Source organism: Pseudomonas sp. WAC2 (assembly GCF_030403525.1).
Lineage (GTDB): Bacteria > Pseudomonadota > Gammaproteobacteria > Pseudomonadales > Pseudomonadaceae > Chryseomonas > Chryseomonas luteola.
The window spans coordinates 15512-32084 of the sequence record NZ_JAUEPD010000004.1 but is presented as its reverse complement, the minus strand read 5'-3'; the positions used below and the strand labels follow the sequence as shown (position 1 = coordinate 32084).

Annotated in this window: 10 protein-coding genes and 1 pseudogene; 4 read left to right on the top strand and 7 right to left on the bottom strand. The window is 53.2% G+C overall.

Annotated features, from left to right (window positions below; all coding sequences use genetic code 11):
* Positions 1 to 12 precede the first annotated feature (12 nt).
* Complete coding sequence (locus QWJ10_RS09710) at positions 13 to 618, bottom strand: TetR/AcrR family transcriptional regulator (RefSeq protein ID WP_289925893.1); 606 nt, start codon at positions 616 to 618, stop codon at positions 13 to 15.
* Between the two features lie 245 nt (positions 619 to 863).
* On the opposite strand from QWJ10_RS09710, the gene QWJ10_RS09705 reads away from it, so the two are divergent.
* Positions 864 to 3569: a glycoside hydrolase family 3 C-terminal domain-containing protein gene (locus QWJ10_RS09705; protein WP_289925892.1), complete on the top strand. Its 2706-nt coding sequence runs from the start codon at positions 864 to 866 to the stop codon at positions 3567 to 3569.
* Between the two features lie 235 nt (positions 3570 to 3804).
* Positions 3805 to 4356 (top strand): ATP-dependent Clp protease proteolytic subunit, encoded by a 552-nt coding sequence (locus tag QWJ10_RS09700; RefSeq protein ID WP_289925890.1) that lies wholly within the window; start codon positions 3805 to 3807, stop codon positions 4354 to 4356.
* A 90-nt stretch (positions 4357 to 4446) separates the two neighbouring features.
* On the opposite strand, the pseudogene QWJ10_RS09695 reads toward QWJ10_RS09700, so the two are convergent.
* Positions 4447 to 4881: pseudogene (locus tag QWJ10_RS09695) on the bottom strand (DNA methylase).
* A gap of 274 nt (positions 4882 to 5155) precedes the next feature.
* Here QWJ10_RS09695 and QWJ10_RS09690 point away from each other — a divergent pair.
* Positions 5156 to 5746, top strand: coding sequence for a DUF4142 domain-containing protein (locus QWJ10_RS09690; protein WP_232235708.1), 591 nt, complete (start codon positions 5156 to 5158; stop codon positions 5744 to 5746).
* A gap of 405 nt (positions 5747 to 6151) precedes the next feature.
* Here QWJ10_RS09690 and QWJ10_RS09685 read toward each other — a convergent pair whose 3' ends face one another.
* The 5 genes from QWJ10_RS09685 to QWJ10_RS09665 all read right to left on the bottom strand — a co-directional run bounded on the left by QWJ10_RS09685 (position 6152) and on the right by QWJ10_RS09665 (position 13898).
* Entirely contained in the window at positions 6152 to 6457 is a 306-nt protein-coding gene (locus QWJ10_RS09685; RefSeq protein WP_010798560.1) for a helix-turn-helix transcriptional regulator, read from the bottom strand.
* A 100-nt stretch (positions 6458 to 6557) separates the two neighbouring features.
* Positions 6558 to 7679 carry an alkene reductase gene (locus tag QWJ10_RS09680; RefSeq protein ID WP_289925881.1) on the bottom strand — a complete coding sequence of 374 codons (1122 nt, stop codon included), beginning with the start codon at positions 7677 to 7679 and terminating at the stop codon, positions 6558 to 6560.
* Positions 7680 to 8113: 434 nt separating this feature from the next.
* Positions 8114 to 9991 carry a J domain-containing protein gene (locus tag QWJ10_RS09675; RefSeq protein WP_289925880.1) on the bottom strand — a complete coding sequence of 626 codons (1878 nt, stop codon included), beginning with the start codon at positions 9989 to 9991 and terminating at the stop codon, positions 8114 to 8116.
* Between the two features lie 5 nt (positions 9992 to 9996).
* Positions 9997 to 11691 carry a molecular chaperone HscC gene (locus QWJ10_RS09670; protein WP_289925879.1) on the bottom strand — a complete coding sequence of 565 codons (1695 nt, stop codon included), beginning with the start codon at positions 11689 to 11691 and terminating at the stop codon, positions 9997 to 9999.
* Between the two features lie 284 nt (positions 11692 to 11975).
* Positions 11976 to 13898 carry a methyl-accepting chemotaxis protein gene (locus QWJ10_RS09665; protein WP_289925877.1) on the bottom strand — a complete coding sequence of 641 codons (1923 nt, stop codon included), beginning with the start codon at positions 13896 to 13898 and terminating at the stop codon, positions 11976 to 11978.
* 890 nt (positions 13899 to 14788) lie between these two features.
* Between QWJ10_RS09665 and QWJ10_RS09660 the strand changes: the two genes are divergently transcribed.
* Complete coding sequence (locus QWJ10_RS09660; RefSeq protein ID WP_289925876.1) at positions 14789 to 16573, top strand: S8 family serine peptidase; 1785 nt, start codon at positions 14789 to 14791, stop codon at positions 16571 to 16573.

Here is a 16573-nt window from a genome sequence, read left to right as displayed (position 1 = left end):
AAAAGCGGCAGGTTACGTCTGCAGACGATACCCCTTTAGAAAGAAGGCTACCGCCCTTTGCACGGCGGGGCCGATCAGGCTCGGGTCAATGGCGGGCTCTAACGCCAGCATAGCCTGCTCATGGAACTCGGCCTCCAGCAAAGCCTTGAGATGTAGCGCCGCGACCCAAGGATCAGAAGGTTCCAATACACCGTTATCCATGGCGTTACGGAGCACCTCTGCCATTCGAGACCAGCCAATCTTGGGTCCGTTCTCATAGTAGATAAGCCCTACCTGGCTGTTTCCTGCACTCGATTGCACCAGGCGTCGGCCCTGCATGATTTCGGGTCGAATAATGGTCTGGACATATTCATTACCAAATCGCTCCAGCATCTCGGGCAAATCGGCGTCTAGCGGAAGGTGCGCAAATATTGGCTCAAAATGCTTGGCAGCATTGGCGCGGATACATTCGGCAAACAGCTCTTCCTTGGAACTGAAATAGTTGTAGAGCGTCGCTTTTGAACCGCCTACGCGGCTGGCAATTTCAGACATGGATGCCTGATCAAAGCCCAACTCCATAAAAACCGTCGAGGCAACGTCCACTATTTCACGGCGTTTGCTTAGGCTTTTCGTTCTCATCCTACGTCCATGATCACCAACATAATCCTGCCATGCTAAGGCAGATCGTCACATCAGGAAACTTAATAGCGTTTTAATGCTCATAGGCCACCAGATAAAAGCAAAGTAATAGCGCTTTGCTTTCAAAAGTGTGAACCTGTCCAATAACTAAACTGAACAGTACGGTTATTTTAAGCGCCCTTCATATTCCAAATGAGATCAGCCTCACGCTGATTAAGTAAATCCTAGGATGGACCCCCACCAACATGCAGAAACCTACTCGTGTTTTTCCTGTGGCCAGCAGATCCTTGCTAGCCGTAGCCTTGGCAAGTGCCAGCTGCGCCTGGGCTGCCCCCCTCAAGCAAGGTCCGGAAGTCGAAAGCAGAGTCGAGTCGATCCTGTCCCAGATGTCCCTGTCGGACAAAATCAGCTACATCAATATCGATAACGGCTACATGATGCGTGCCATGCCCAAGTTTGGCTTGCCGGGCACTCTAGCCCGCGATTCCTCTCTTGGCGTAACCGTTGAAGGCACCATGTTCGGGGTGCAGTACCCTGCCCAGTCTGCGCTGGCAGCAACCTGGAACGTGGACCTGGCCAAAACCTACGGTCTGGCTATTGGCTACGACACTCGCGCATCGGGCGGACAGCAACTGCTCTCTCCCGGCCTCAACATGTACCGTACGCCTTACAATGGCCGCTCTGCTGAGCACCTGACCGGCGAAGATCCCTTCCTAGGTGCCGTGCTAGCTCCAGCTGTCGCCAATGGCATCGAAGCTCAAGGTATCTGGACAGGTGCCAAGCACTTTGTCGCGAACGAGCAGGAAGCCAACCGCCATTACCTGAATGTGAAGGTCGACAATCGCACCCTGCGTGAAATCTACCTGCCCGGCTTCGAGTCTCTGGTCAAAAATGCCAACCCTGCGTCGATCATGTGCGGCTTCAACAAGATCAACGGCGATTATGCCTGCGAGAGCCACAGCATGATCGCCGACATGCTCAAGGGCGAATGGGGTTTCAAAGGTTTCGTTGTCAGCGACTTCAACTCCATCCAGAACGGCTACAAGGCGGCGATGGCTGGCGCTGACCTAGACATGCCCAGCGGCCTACAGATGAACGAATCCGTTTTGATGCCGTACGTGTGGAGTGGTCAGTTGCCGGTGTCAGTGATCGACGAGAAGGTCCGTCGTAACCTGCGCGCCATGATTGGCTTTGGCTTTGACAAAGGCCTGCCGACCGCATCGCACATAGGCAACGATCCGCGCAGTCTGAGCACGTCCCTTGATATGGCCCGGCAGGGCATCGTTCTGCTACAGAACGAGAAAGCAAAAGGCTCTTCCAATAACCTGCTGCCGCTGCCAAAAACCGCACGCATTGCTGTGATTGGTGATATCGCCAAGCAGCGCCCACCCTACCCCTTCGGTACCGGTTGGTCTGCCGCCAATACCTATACCACCGAGCTGCAAGGCCTGCAGCAACTGGCTCAGGATCAAAGCCAGATCACCTATATCCAGGCACTGTCTCTCGATCCGCAAACGTCGGAGTGGTATACCTCCAGTGATAGCACCGGCTCCACCGAGACCGTAGCAGGTCTGACAGCTGAATACTTCAACAATCCAAACTTCTCGGGCGAGCCCGCCGTCAAGCGTATTGAACCCGGTATAAACTGGGATTTCCTGAAGGCACAGAACATCACGGCCAATGGCGTCACTACCATTGATGGCTTCAGCCCGGACCAGAATAATTTCTCGGCCCGCTTTACCGGCAAAATCAAACCGACCGTCAATGGCGACCAAGTATTCAAGGTACGTGGTGATGGCGCTTACAAGCTATGGGTAGACAACAAGCTGGTCATCGACTTCGATGGCAAACCATTGTCCAACGACCTGGCGGACTCAATCTCTCATTCGGGCAAGGCATATAACCTCAAAGCCGGCCAGACCTACGACATCAAGCTCGAATATAGCCGCGTCAACGATCACTATATTCCAACGTCGGGTAGCCTGTATGGTCTGCAGATGAGCTGGGCGTCGCTGGCTGCGCCTAAAGACCTGAGCCAATATGACGCTGTCATGGTAGCCGTAGGCTTCAACAGCGAGTACGAAGGCGAAGCATCGGATCATGGATTCGATCTGCCCGAGTACCAGAGCGATCTTATCCAGAATGTCATCAAGGCCAACCGCAACACTATCGTTGTGCTGCATGGCGGTGGCGGCATGAACCTTGAGCCCTGGGTGAAGAAGTCCAAGGCCGTATTACATGCCTGGTATCCCGGTCAGTTGGGCGGTCAGGCCCTGGCGGAAATCTTGTTTGGCGATACCAACCCCTCTGCCAAGCTGCCAATCTCGATCGAAAAACGTATCCAGGATAACCCTGCCTATGCCAGTTACCCGAATCCAGATCTGTACGTGGGTGACAATGCCCAGACCGAGATGACATATTCGGAAGGTGTATACATGGGATATCGCGGATTGGATAAGCAGCGTACCAAGCCACTGTTCCCGTTTGGTTTCGGTCTGTCATATACCACGTTCAGCTTCTCCGACCTGAAGATTGGTCCGAAGTCGCTGACACCTGGTTCAACCATCGACGTCACCTTTACCGTCACCAACACCGGTAACAAGGATGGCTACGAAACAGCTCAGGTTTATGTCAGCCCCAAAAAGGCGATGATCGACCGTCCGAAGAAAGAGCTAAAAGGCTTTACTAAAGTGTTCCTGCAAGCCGGCCAGTCCAAGCAGGTCACCGTTCAGCTGGACGCGCGTTCGCTGGCCTACTTCGATGTCAACACATGGAACTGGCTTGCTGATGCTGGCCGTTACATGATTTCCGTAGGAGACTCTTCGGATAATCTGCCGCTGGAAGGTATGCTGACCAACCTGTACCAACAGTCGCTGCCAACCAATACTAGCAACCCGCTGCCACCGAAGATGCAGAAGGCCGTACAGGTCGATGCCTCACAGGCGTATTGAGTTAATCCCGCAACAGGAAAAAGGCGCCGCACAGGCGCCTTTTTTGTTGAGGATGGAAGCTTGATCAGAAATTCCATCGCTAAAAATCAAGATGATCGGCCTCAAGAAACCAATAACGTTCCAGGTAGCCTACCTGCTGTCATGAACGCTCAAGGATTGCCCAAGAATGCCGATCTGCTTATTAGGCAGTAGCCGCTGCCAATATCGCAGACCCAATCCTTGAGTCGTACCCATCATGACCACACACGTTATCAATTTCACTGGCCCCATCAACTCAACCACGTGTGGTCAGCTGATCGAGAAATGCTCCAATGCCTTGCAGCAGGACGCCTCTAGCCTGCTCATAAAGATTGCGACCATGGGTGGCGACTGCAGCTACGGCTTCTCAATGTACAATTTCCTGGTATCGCTTCCGATTCCGGTCCATACGCACAACCTCGGGACCGTCGAGTCCATGGGTAACATTCTGTTCCTGGCGGGACGCCACCGCACAGCCTGTCGCCACAGCAAGTTTCTGATTCATCCATTTCACTGGAGCTTGCATGGGGCAATTGACCATGCGCGGATGTCTGAATATGCCATGAGTCTGGATTATGACCTGGACCTCTATGCCGAGATCGTCATGGAGCGCACTGCGGGTGCGAGCGAGCGAATGGACATTCGTAATTATCTGAAGGCCTCTCCCCGTATCCTTAACCCCGCAGCAGCGTTGGCTACAGGCATGATCCACGCCGTGGATGACGTCGCCATGCCTGTTGAAGCCGTGCACAGCTGTATTCATCTATAAGAGGTTTCACTGCATGCAACCAGGCGCGGTTCAATAGATCGCTCTTGGTTACCACAAGAGGACGATCAGACACGTTTTTTGCGCTTTTCGTTAGTGGAACAGAACAGGTCCAGCGTCTCGCATGAAGATTTCTAACGTCTTTGGCCCGACGCCCTTGAAGGTTAGCAGGCGCTTTTCGAAATCCGAACGGCCTTCGCTTTTATTCTTGATATCCATGATGCTGCCACCGTATTCAGCTTGAAGTATCTGGCATACCTCCAGTAGCCGCGTGGCGGTAGACTCGTCATAGCGCGTGTAACGCCCTTCCCGTAACAGCCTTACCAAGCCGTGCCAACCACACGCCAATACTTTTAGCGGCGTATCATGGCCGTGAGACTTGAACATCAAACGTCATGTCTGAGCAGCAATCGTTTGTGAAATACGCTTGCCAAACAGGTAACTGGCCAGAAACCAGCCAAACAGTGCTTTCTCATCTCCACTATATAGATCCAGTCCCAGCTCCTGAGCTGAAATCTCGCTTTTCATCTCGACGCCTTCTTCAGTCTTACCTTCTTGCGACTGGCATCAGACAGGTACGGTTCATCATGGAGGCCTTATACGGTCAATATCGAGACACGTTTTTACAAGTGTTTTCATGGATCTGCTTGGGATTGGGAACAACTCGATTGGGATGTCAGTCACAACCAGTAGGCTATATAAGCCCAGCATCATCGGAGATGAGACTAATTGCTTGTGCTGCTGCCTCGCCAGGCACACCAAGCGATCCGGTGTTTTTTAAAGCTAGATCAGGAGAATCACCATGAGCCCAGCACTGCCTAAAAAATTCGCCTTCACGTGCGCCCTTTTGCTGTCAATGGGCACGGCGACTGCCTTTGCGCAAAATACTACCCATACTGATAGCGCACACAGCACTTCCGGCCATGCACAATCGGCTGATACCAAGAAAGCTGAGGCCATGTCACCTGAAGATTTCGTAGACGATGCTTCGGCCAAGGGCATTGCTGAGATTGAAACAGCCAAGTTGGCGCTTGAAAAGAGCAAGTCTCAGGACGTCAAGACTTTTGCTCAGTCCATGATTGACGATCACACCAAAATGAATCAGCAACTCCAGCAACTGGCTCAACAGAAGAAGCTGGAAGTCGCCGATAATGCGAAACTGATGGATATGGCCAAGAAAATGGTCCTCCAGGTACGCGATGAGTCGTTCGATGCTGCCTATGCCAATAATCAGGTTGTCGCCCACGAACAGACTATCGAGATTTTCCGTAACGAAGCCAATACTAGCAAAGATCCTGAGCTGAAGGCTCTGGCACAAGCTGCTCTGCCCAAGCTGGAAATGCATCTTGAGCATGCCAAGGCGCTCCAAAGCAAGTATGCCAATAAGCAGTAACGGCATAGTCACAAAAAGGGCAGCCTGAAGGCTGCCTTTTTTATGCATGGTTGCTTAAAGGTGCCTGATCATTATCCAGCGCAACTCTTGATATGTTCTTACCATGGATGGTTCATATTCTTGAGGCTCAAGTACACACTCAGCCATTCAAGCTGACGCGAGACGGCACCACTAATAGTTATGTGTGACTGGGAATCAATAGGGGCAAAGTGTTGGCTGAATGCCCGCCTTAACAGGCTGGCGAAATCATATGAATACAGGAATAGCGCTTGGTCGCTTTGGCTAATCAGGGTATATATCGACGGCGATGTATGCTATAACCGCCGCAGAACGCGGCTTAAATAGAGACGGGTTACCTGTCGCCGTCACTTACAGGCGTATTGCTGATCATGATGTCTTTCGTGATCAGATCAGCTCACCCAATGCCTCCTTCAATAAGGCAATGCTCGCCTCGTTACGCTTGTAGTATGTCCAGGGACCTATACGCTGAGAGGTAACCAACTGGGCGCGCTGCAAGGTGCTTAAGTACAGCGAAACCGTAGGTTGGGAAAGCCCAGCTTTGTCCTGGATAATACTTACACATACCCCAGTGGTTTCAGGATCAACTTCCTGGCTTGGAAAGTGCCGGCGAGGCTCTTTCAGCCAATTCAGGATCTTGAGACGGGTAGGATTATCGAGCGCTTTAAGCGCCAAGCTGACATCGATACTCATTGCTGGTATCCGGTAACGGTTCCTTTATAGTAAACAGCCAGTCAATGTTATCACAGCGGAACCCCTTGGCATTTTTACCAAGGGGTATTTGAACAATTTCTCAGGACTCGTATCGAGAATAGTCGATGTAGCCGACCTCTGTGCCCCCATACATCGTGGCAGGATCCACTGGAGTCCACGGCCAATCATTGGCAATCCGTTCAGGCAGATCGGGGTTGGCAATAAAAGGACGGCCAAACGCAATCAGATCGCCCCACCCAGCCTTTAGCACTCGCTCCGCACGCTCTAACGTATAGCGTCCCGCATAGATGATACGGCCCTTGAACGTGTTGCGGACCGCCTCGCGGAAATGATCGGGAAGCTCTGGTGCGTTATCCCAGTCTGCCTCGGCAATTGACAGGTAGGCTATTCCTACATCTTGAAGCACTTTAATGGCTTCCAGGTAGGTTTCCTGAGGATTTTCCTCAACCAGCCCCAGATACACCCGCGCCTCATCCGTTGTCTCAAAGAGCGGAGCAAAACGTACGCCCATTCGATCCTTGCCAACCACTGCAGCAACTGCTTCGGTAACTTCCCGCAGGAAACGCAAACGATTGTGCAGCGAACCGCCATACTCATCGGTACGCTGGTTACTGTGCGCCGAGATAAACTGATTGATCAGATATCCATTGGCGGCGTGTATTTCAACTCCGTCGAAACCAGCGTCCAATGCATTACGGGCTGCCTGCGCGTAAAACTGGACCAGCTCTTTTACCTCAGCCGTACTGAGCTCACGAGGCGTTGAAGGTGCACTGAGGACTCCAGTCCCAGGGCCGGTTTCGATGAATACGCTGACGTTCTCAGCGGCTATGGCTGAGGGCGCAACAGGCGCTGCCCCCGCTGGCTGCAACGATGTATGCGATACACGGCCTACATGCCAGAGCTGAGCGAAGATAATACCGCCTGCCTTATGCACCGCGTCGGTTACCAGTCGCCATCCCTCGATCTGCTCAGGTGAGTATATGCCCGGCGTCCAAGCATAACCTTGGCCACGAGGCTCGATCTGTGTTCCCTCAGTGACCATGAACCCTGCGCTAGCCCGCTGCAGGTAATAGGTTGCCATTAGCGTGTTGGGTATGTTGCCTGGCTGGGTGCTACGCGAACGAGTCAATGGCGGTAATACAATGCGGCTCTTAAGTGTATAAGGGCCTAGCGTGGTAGTTTGCAGTATGGATTTGCTCATTTAAATACTTCAATATCAACGAATAAATGTGACGCTTCGTCAAAAGCCTAAGCTCACGGCTGCCCAAGTGAATCTACAGAATGGCAACCATGAGCAAATGAAGTAACTACTTTACGCATCGTATTTATAAATTTCAATATCAGGATGTCTAGTACGCTGGCTTTACTCCTTGAATAACTACTCTAGGCTCTATACGAAAAGTACCTGCGCTCGGTGGTGCTTCGTTAAAAACCGATTTGGAATGCTCATTTACAACACGTAAACTCTGCTTCCTTACCGATTCTTGCCTCGCCTGACCTTCGCTCGAAGACTTTTCGTATAGAGCTTAGCGCCTTAACCTGCTTACTATACTAACGATGAAAAGCCCCGCGCCAATGACACAACGCGGGGTGGTCCATAAACCTTTCCTAAAGCTGAGCCTCTTGAGCCCAGCCTCATGTTGATGCGCTATTTTTGACAGTTGGCTCGGGCTGCTGACTGTTGCATTGTTCATTGAACAGTTTTTGTAGCTTCAACATACAAACCTGCGCATCCTGGGCGTTGTCACAAAGCTTTGCTACCTGAGGTGCAGAATGCATGACGCACTGCTCCACCGCACTGGATGAAACAGGTACCTTTTGATTTGGGGACGATCCGCGTGTAGCAAGGCCTACAAGACCGCCCATAATAATAAAGGCAGCAGTAATCAGGATCAGTCGAATGACTTTAGAAAAATCGTTGCGTCGCCAGTAAGCAACCAGCGCATCGAATGGGGTACCCCCGGCGGGTAGGCGTACAAAGCAGGCGCAAGTTACTAGCCCCATGATTCCAAGTGCAATAAGCCCGGCCTTTTGCCCCATAAATAAGGCCATAACGGCTAGAGGAATACCGTTGCGTAGCAGCGTCCAGCGCGAGGCTTCTGGGTTGAATAACCGCCCAGGTAGCACCTTATAAGTGAGGATCAAATCGAGCGGTTCTAGCCATTTGGCTACCGGTCGCCACAAGCGCGTGAGTAGTTTGGTTACCCATACGGCAACAAGCGGCCAAAGCGTCAAGGAATAGAACAAGGTAAATACGTCAAGACGCCCTTCCTGCCACCGCTGTGGCAAAGTATAAAGAAGTGCAAATAGAGCAGCGCCTGCCCATACCCAGCCATACGAAAGTGGCTTGCCTTCTTCAGGTTCTACCTTGACAAACGCATCGAGTCGCGCATCTGGAAAACGCTGTTTCAAACCAGGGTAGCGATGATTCAGACTATCCCTTAGGGTCTCACGCGCCGCTCGGTCTTCTGGCTTGAAAGCCTTGGCGAGACGAATCTGCTCGGAATGAGAGATAGGCCCCAGCAACAGATGAGCAGCCCTTCCCTCAGGAGTTGTCGGCTCTGCATTGAGGAGCTGTTGCAGGCAGAGGGCATAAGCCTCCTGCTCACAGCGCTCTACTAGGGCACACCATGTCTCGTACGGCGCAGGTACAATGCCCTTCCGGTCATCCCAGCCAAACAGGCAACATACGCCCTCGAACAATGAAGGGGTAAGATAGTCGGCCTCGTCCAGCATCTCCAGCATCCAACCCTGCAGTTGTTGCTGTCTGTCGAATGAATTCGCCCAGGGTTGCTTGCTCAGTACCCTGAGCTGCGCTAGAAAGCCTAGCTCGTTACCTGCTTCGCCAAGGTCATCGAGATGCTCACGCTGATGCCCCAGAAGCTCTGCAGTCAGATAGGCTTCCTGACCGGCGCTGAGCACGACACTCTGCCAGGGTGTCAGCCACTGCAGCAGTTCAACCGCAGCGAGCAGAAGCGCGGTTTCATCATGCCTAAGACAGCGTTCGAGCAGTCCCGCCTGGAATGGAGCTGCGCAGTTCAACTCCTGTGCCTGAGCCCATTGCTGACGTAGGTTCTCGGCAACGGTTTCCTCCAGCAGACGCCTGGCATGATGTCCGGCCAAGGCCTCGGCATTCAGAGCCGGTTCGGGATAATCAGGCGCTGGGCGAGGCCGAGGTGCATCACCTGGAAAGAATGCCGGCTCTTCAACCTCGTCCGAGTCATGAGCCTGGGTTGCTTGTAGCAAGACACTATTGTCTTCAGGCAGCACGGGCTCAATGGGCGCATCAGAAAAGGTTTCTGGCGGGCGCATGAAGGGCCAAGGGGCATCCTCGACCTCCTCGACGGTTCGCTCTCTGGCCCAGCTCAAGGCTTCCTCATAAGCTTCGCGCAGCCGCTGAAACGCCTCGGCATCATCATCGGGGCGATGCACCTTGAGCAGCTTGGCGTACTGCCGCTTGATAGTACGCTCATCGGCCTCATCATCAAGACCCAGAATTTCCCAGCAGTCCATAGGGCTTACCATGTCCCCCGCTCAAGCCTGTCGAGCTGCTCCGCGATCTGCTTGCGCACCTCACTGATCTTACGCTCGTCCTGCGTTTCCAGGATCTGTTGAAACTGGGTAGCCAGATACCCCGCGGTCTCGCGCTCGTCGCCCAACAACTCTTGATACAGACGTTCCAGACGCGCCACCATATGGGTATTTACCTGCTGGTCGCGCGGGTGAATCTTGAGTTTTTCCAGGGCTTTGAGACGCTCTTGAATCTCATCGGGGCTCAGAACGCCGGGGTTGTTTTCAATGACCAGCCGATGGTTGGCACCCGTCAACGGAATGGTGACATCGGTTTCCAGAATACCGTTGTTATCGTAGGTAAAACGCACGTCAATGCTGACCTCGCCTGCCTTGCGAGGAGGAACATCAATCTCGAGTTCGCCCAACTTGATATTGTCCTTCACCAGTCGGCTCTCGCCCTGAAAGATCCTGAACAGGACCTTGCTCTGGTTGTCATGGAGCGTTTGTACCGACCTGACACGGCTGACAGGCACTACGCTGTTGCGCTCGATAATCGGCAGGTAATGCCCGCTTTCACTCTGCTGACCAAACGTGATTGAGGTTTCGATGCCAAGCGTATAGGGACAGACATCGGTCAGGACAACCTCCTCAAGGGCTGCGTCACGACTTTTGAGGGCCGCCTGAACGGCTGCTCCCTGAGCAACGACCTCATCAGGGTTGAGGCTGATGGAGGGGAAACGGCCAAACAGCCCTGCTGCCAGCTTGCGTACCAAGGGCATGCGTGTCGTACCGCCGACCAGCAGCACTTCATCAAGATCAGCCACCCGGATTCGCGCATCCCGCAGTGCACGCTCAATCGGGCCCCGCAGGCGCTCCAGCAGCGGAGCAAAGAGCTCGGCAAGCTGTGCCTGAGTAAACGTCTGGCGCCACTCCTGCTCGTTATACCGCAGGACAAATTCGCTATTGGATTCCTGCGCCAAGGCTTTACGTACGCGCTCCGCCTCACGGCGCAGCGGCTGGCGGACCTGCTCCAGAGCAGGAAAGCCGCTCTGCTGGCCTTGAAGCGCGACGAAACGTTCCATGAGCATGAGATCGAAGTCTTCTCCACCTAGGAAGTTATCGCCTGCACTGGCGCGTACTTCCATGACTCCGTCGTATAACTCAAGAATGGAGACATCAAAGGTGCCACCGCCGAGGTCAAAGATCAGAAATGAGGTTTCGCTGTCTTTCTGATGAAGCCCATACGCCAAGGCCGCGGCTGTCGGCTCGTTGATCAACTTTTCGACCTTGAGCCCTGCCAGCTCGCCCGCGATGCGGGTAGCCTTGCGCTGTGCATCGCTGAAATAGGCCGGAACACTGATGACCGCTTCGGTCACCGGCTCGCCGTATTGACGCTCGACGTCAGCCTTCAGGCTTTTAAGCACCAGTGCGGACAGCTCTTCCGGCCGGAAGGTGCGCTCCCCCAGGCGAACCTCCTGGGCGCTTCCCATGTACCGTTTGAACAGGGCGGCTGTTCGTGTGGGGTGGGTATGCAGCCGCTCACGCGCTGTCTTACCCACCAGTATCTGCCCCTCATCGTCGAGGCCGACTACACTGGGCGTCAGCGTATCTCCCAACGCGTTCCTGACCAGCTCCGGCGCACCCTCACGCCAGACGGCGACCAGACTATTGGTGGTTCCCAGGTCTATACCAACAATCATACCAAGCGAGCTCCCTGCTAGAGACCCTTCCCCTTGCGTAGCCGAAGCGTCGGCACTCAGGAGACAAGACCCAAGACACTATCCCTATAAGTGGGCGTATTGAAATGAATGGCTATTGTAGCGAGGCCACTGAGCGCAGGCATCTCTTTGATACAGAGATCAACCAGGGCGTGACAGACGCCCGCAATTAGGTAGTCACCCTGGCTGTAAAGCCAACAGCGCTGAGCTGGATATGCCCGTTTGGAGAGTCAGTGCACGGCGAGTACCGTGCACTGAAGAGAGGATCAGACGCGGAAGCGGCTGACCATGGATTGCAGCTCATTACCCAGGCGCGCCAGCTCAACGCTGGAGGCCGCGGTTTCTTCGCTCGCCGCTGCAGTCTGCTCGGACACATCGCGAACATTGACGATGCTGCGATTGATCTCGTCAGCCACGGCGCTCTGCTGTTCAGCCGCCGCCGCAATCTGCAAGTTCATCGACTGGATGTTGGACACCATCTGAGTGATGTTTTCCAGCGAGCCGCCTGCCTTGCGGGCAAGCTCGACGCTGCTGTCAGTCAGCTTGCGGCTATCGTTCATCATAGACGCGACCTGCTGCGTACCGACCTGCAATCCAGCCACCAGCCCTTCGATTTCCTCTGTCGACTTCTGAGTACGCTGAGCCAAACCGCGAACCTCATCCGCCACCACCGCAAATCCACGACCGGCTTCACCAGCACGCGCGGCCTCAATGGCAGCGTTAAGCGCCAGCAGGTTGGTCTGCTCAGCGACAGATTTGATGACATCCATCACACTGCCGATCTTGTCACTTTCCTTCTGCAGATTGGTCATGGCCTCGGAAGAACGGTTTACTTCAGAAGCCAGACGCTCGATTTGTACAATCGCCTCGTTGACCACCTTGTCACCCATGCGGGCCTGCTTGTCCGCCTCGCTGGCAGCCGTGGACGCATCACCGGCATTACGGGCTACTTCCTGTACGGTCGCGGCCATTTCATGCATGGCGGTAGCCACCTGATCAGTTTCGCTCTTCTGGCCGTTTACACCTGCGCTGGTCTGCTCGGTCACGGCGGAAAGCTCTTCGGCAGCACTGGCGATCTGGGTCACACCATCGCGGATACCGGTAATCAGCTCACGCAGTGTATTGCCCATGTTCTGGATACCCTGCTGAAGAACACCCAGCTCATCGCGGCGGGTAACACGGGCAGAAGCCGTCAGGTCACCCGAGGCAATACGCTGAACTTCACCCAGTGTTTCTTTCAACGGCTGGGTAATCTGACGGGTAATCACCCAGGCAGCCAGTACACCCAACAACAGAGCCAGAATCGTGCTGCCGATCTGCAGCTGACGCGCATGGCTGCTTTCAATTGCCAGACGATCCAGCTGGAACTGATACAACTCCTCACTGATCTTGACGATCTCATTGCCCTGATCGGTCATTTCCTTGCGAGCCTGAGCAATATCCGCATTGGCCTTCTTGTAGCCAGCAACAGCCGTGCTATAGCGATTCAGCGAGTCCTTGACCTGCTGGGCCGTATAACTCAGCTCATCCTTGAACACGGACATCATGTGATCGATACCCTTGCCCGTTGTTTCGATCTGAGCCAGCAGTGCCTGTTCATTCTCGGACGTTGAATTAGCGGCATAGACACTGACCAGGAACTGCGTTTTCAGCAAGTCTTCCTTGGTCTTTGAGATAGTCTGAAACTGGGAGAAGCGACGGTCATCATAGCTGGGAAGCAGCAGGACGCTATTGGTCATCTTGTCGATCAGCTTGGCCGCGTCAGCCGACTCGCTCTTGATGGTCTCACGAGCCGAATTCGCAACCTTGTATGCGTCACGCATGTTGCCCAGGGACTTCTGATAATCGCCGTTGATGCCGTCCTGCTTTTTCAGCAGCACAACATTGGCCGGGTTGGTAAAGCTACCCAAGAGCTTCTTTTGCTGCTCAAGGTAGATACCCAAGTTCTTCTGCAACCGCTCGGTACTGGTTTCATCCCCATTCGCTAGCATGAATTGCAGACGTGCGATACGTAGGTCGGTCAGCGTTCTGTTCAGCTTACTGATGTCTGTCATCCAGAGGCTGCGCTGAATAACGCTTCCCAAACCACTCCAGCCGCTCCATGCAAGAAATAGCGTCAATGCCAGTACCACACCGAACCCCAGCGTTAGCTTGCGCGTAACGCTGATATTCCCAAACCAGCTATTCATAAATCCTTCCGTCAAATGTCGTTTCGAATCATCCAGCTGGTGTGTTTGTTCTTCTTAAAGCCAGCTTATTTATCTATGCGGAAGGGCTATCGGCAGATGCCGGGATAACTGAAGAAGGAAATACCACATAAAATGTGACGGAATGCGCCAGGGACAACGCCTGCAGTGATATTTCTACACTGCCGCTTGGCGGTCGCCTGCTCAGCTGCACGCCCATTAGATCGACACTGGGTGCCAGAAGCATGTGTCAAGCGATCACTTGCCTGGCGAGTTCTTGAGGGAATAACCCCAAAGCACTCTGGCCATAAGGTCTCTGCAAACAGGCGCTAAAAGAAATTAGCTTTAATACGCCTACTGTTTACTAATTAATTGAGCAAGAATATGAATTAGTTACGACAGCATAAACTTATCCATTCATAAAGCTTTATTTCCTCTACCCATACAAGCCTATCTTTCATAACGAACATTACACGCTGCCTTGTTTGTCGCCCTTTCAATTTATTGTTTATTCATTAAATGACCACTCAGTCATCTGGATATAATCCAAACCAAGTCAAAAACATTGAAAAGAATTAATGCCGTTTATCGGATTTTCTTGCCGTGCGTTATGCTGATCCATTCATACAAGAGAGCCAATAAAATTATAAATACATTATATATCAATAACTTATAAACAACATAACATGCACTCATGCCATCACAACTTTTCATTTTGAATCTCAATTCAATATCACAAGAGTGGCATTTAAAGAAATACCTCAAGCAAACCGTCAATACACCTGATTTAAAAAACGAGACGTTAATTCTATATTCGTATCAGGAAAAACGAATCTGGGCGTATCGTTAATCCTGCCTGGCTAAATCTCTAGATAAAGCGAAGGACCGGAATAATGCTCTCATCCAAACAACCTGTTTTTTTATTAGTTTCGCTTTTTGCAGGGGGAGTCTGCGGTATTGCATACGCTGCCGAAGACACTGCATCGTCACAAGCCGCGCAAAATGTTCAGAATGGCAGCGACCCACTGTTCATTTACCAGTGGCATTTACGCAATAGAGGGCAAAAGGTAATCGGTGATGTCACGCCACTTGCCGGCGTGGATCTGCGGATGGGTGTATTGCATGAGCTGGGTATACGAGGGAAGAACGTCATTGTCGGGGTGGTGGATGATGGCTTGGAAATACGTCATGAAGACCTGTCAGGTAACGTCGTGCCAAATGGCTCGAAGAACTTCGTAAACGGATCAAACGATCCGACGCCGAGTGTCGATACCGATGAACACGGCACCTCGGTGGCAGGCATCATTGCCGAAATGGGATGGAACGGAAAAGGAGGACGAGGCATCGCACCCGAGGCAAAGCTGAAGGGCTTTAACTTCCTGGCCAGCGATGCAGACCCGGCGAGCCAGGATGCAAACATTCTGTACGCCTGGGGCAGCGGCAACGAATCCAAGGATGTGGCCGTTTTCAATAACAGTTGGGGCAGCAGTACACCTTACTATCCTGCATTCTCTACCAGCGAGCAGGCCGCCTGGGAACGTTTGATGCAGTCCACGCGTAATGGCAAGGGCGGAATTTATGTCAAATCGGCCGGCAACTCCTTCAAGGAGTTCTTTACCTATACTGCGTTTGGCCGAGTCAATATCTGTTCTGAAAAGGCAGCCGAGCTAAATGTGACTTGCGCGTCTTCAACGGTTGATCCCAACAACAACCTGATCACGATTATTACCGCCGCCGCCGTGAATGCTCGAGGGCTCCGCTCGTCCTACTCCACAGCCGGATCGTCAGTGTGGATCTCAGGCTTTGGTGGCGAATTTGGCAATCAGAGGGCCTATAACCCGGACCTTACCAATGTACGGGAAGCGATCAGGCCGACCTACTATTCCCCTGCCATCGTAACCACTGATCTGATGGGCTGTTCCCGAGGAGCCAATACCGCGAATACTGTTTCTAATGCCTTGGAAGGCAGTCAGTCGCCTATCGACAACTCCTGCAATTACTGGGGACGCATGAATGGTACTTCTTCTGCCGCGCCCACGGTGTCGGGTGTGGCTAGCCTGATGTTGGGCGCTAATCCCAAGCTGACCCAGCGCGACGTGAAATATATCCTAGCCAGCACCGCGCGGCCGCTTGATCCTTATCAGCCCGTAGTGAGCTACGGCGGCACAGTGATCGAGCCGGGATGGATTACCAACGCGGCAGGCCATCACTTCAGCAACTGGTATGGGTTTGGATTGGTGGATGCAACCGCGGCCGTCAATAAAGCCATGAGCTTCAAGCTACTGCCGGCGATGAAAGATACGCAGTGGAAAGCCTCCAGTGATCCTGCCAGCCCGATTGGCGGTGTGAATGCTCCGGCAACATTGCGCGTGCGGATCAATCAGAGCATCAAGGTTGAGGCGGTACAGCTCAGCTTCCAGACCAGCCATATGAAGCCATCAAACCTGAAGGCCGTTCTAACCTCGCCAAGCGGTACCAAAAGCTATGTCATGACACCTTTCTCGACGCTATCGGATGTTACGTCCGGGACCGGGTTCACCGTTTCACTGGCGGCGAGCAACGCGTTTCTGGATGAGCCGGCGACGGGTGACTGGACGCTTTCGTTAACGGATGTGGTTGATGCGGGGGGTAATGCCGCCAAGCTGCAAGACTTCAAACTTCGCGTGGTGGGGCACTGA

Bases quoted from the DNA above. Each gene is read 5' to 3' on its own strand.
- QWJ10_RS09690 (WP_232235708.1), top strand. From the start codon at position 5,156: ATGAGCCCAGCACTGCCTAAAAAATTCGCCTTCACGTGCGCCCTTTTG.
- QWJ10_RS09700 (WP_289925890.1), top strand. From the start codon at position 3,805: ATGACCACACACGTTATCAATTTCACTGGCCCCATCAACTCAACCACG.
- QWJ10_RS09685 (WP_010798560.1), bottom strand. From the start codon at position 6,457: ATGAGTATCGATGTCAGCTTGGCGCTTAAAGCGCTCGATAATCCTACC.
- QWJ10_RS09680 (WP_289925881.1), bottom strand. From the start codon at position 7,679: ATGAGCAAATCCATACTGCAAACTACCACGCTAGGCCCTTATACACTT.
- QWJ10_RS09675 (WP_289925880.1), bottom strand. From the start codon at position 9,991: ATGGACTGCTGGGAAATTCTGGGTCTTGATGATGAGGCCGATGAGCGT.
- QWJ10_RS09705 (WP_289925892.1), top strand. From the start codon at position 864: ATGCAGAAACCTACTCGTGTTTTTCCTGTGGCCAGCAGATCCTTGCTA.
- QWJ10_RS09670 (WP_289925879.1), bottom strand. From the start codon at position 11,691: ATGATTGTTGGTATAGACCTGGGAACCACCAATAGTCTGGTCGCCGTC.
- QWJ10_RS09660 (WP_289925876.1), top strand. From the start codon at position 14,789: ATGCTCTCATCCAAACAACCTGTTTTTTTATTAGTTTCGCTTTTTGCA.
- QWJ10_RS09665 (WP_289925877.1), bottom strand. From the start codon at position 13,898: ATGAATAGCTGGTTTGGGAATATCAGCGTTACGCGCAAGCTAACGCTG.
- QWJ10_RS09710 (WP_289925893.1), bottom strand. From the start codon at position 618: ATGAGAACGAAAAGCCTAAGCAAACGCCGTGAAATAGTGGACGTTGCC.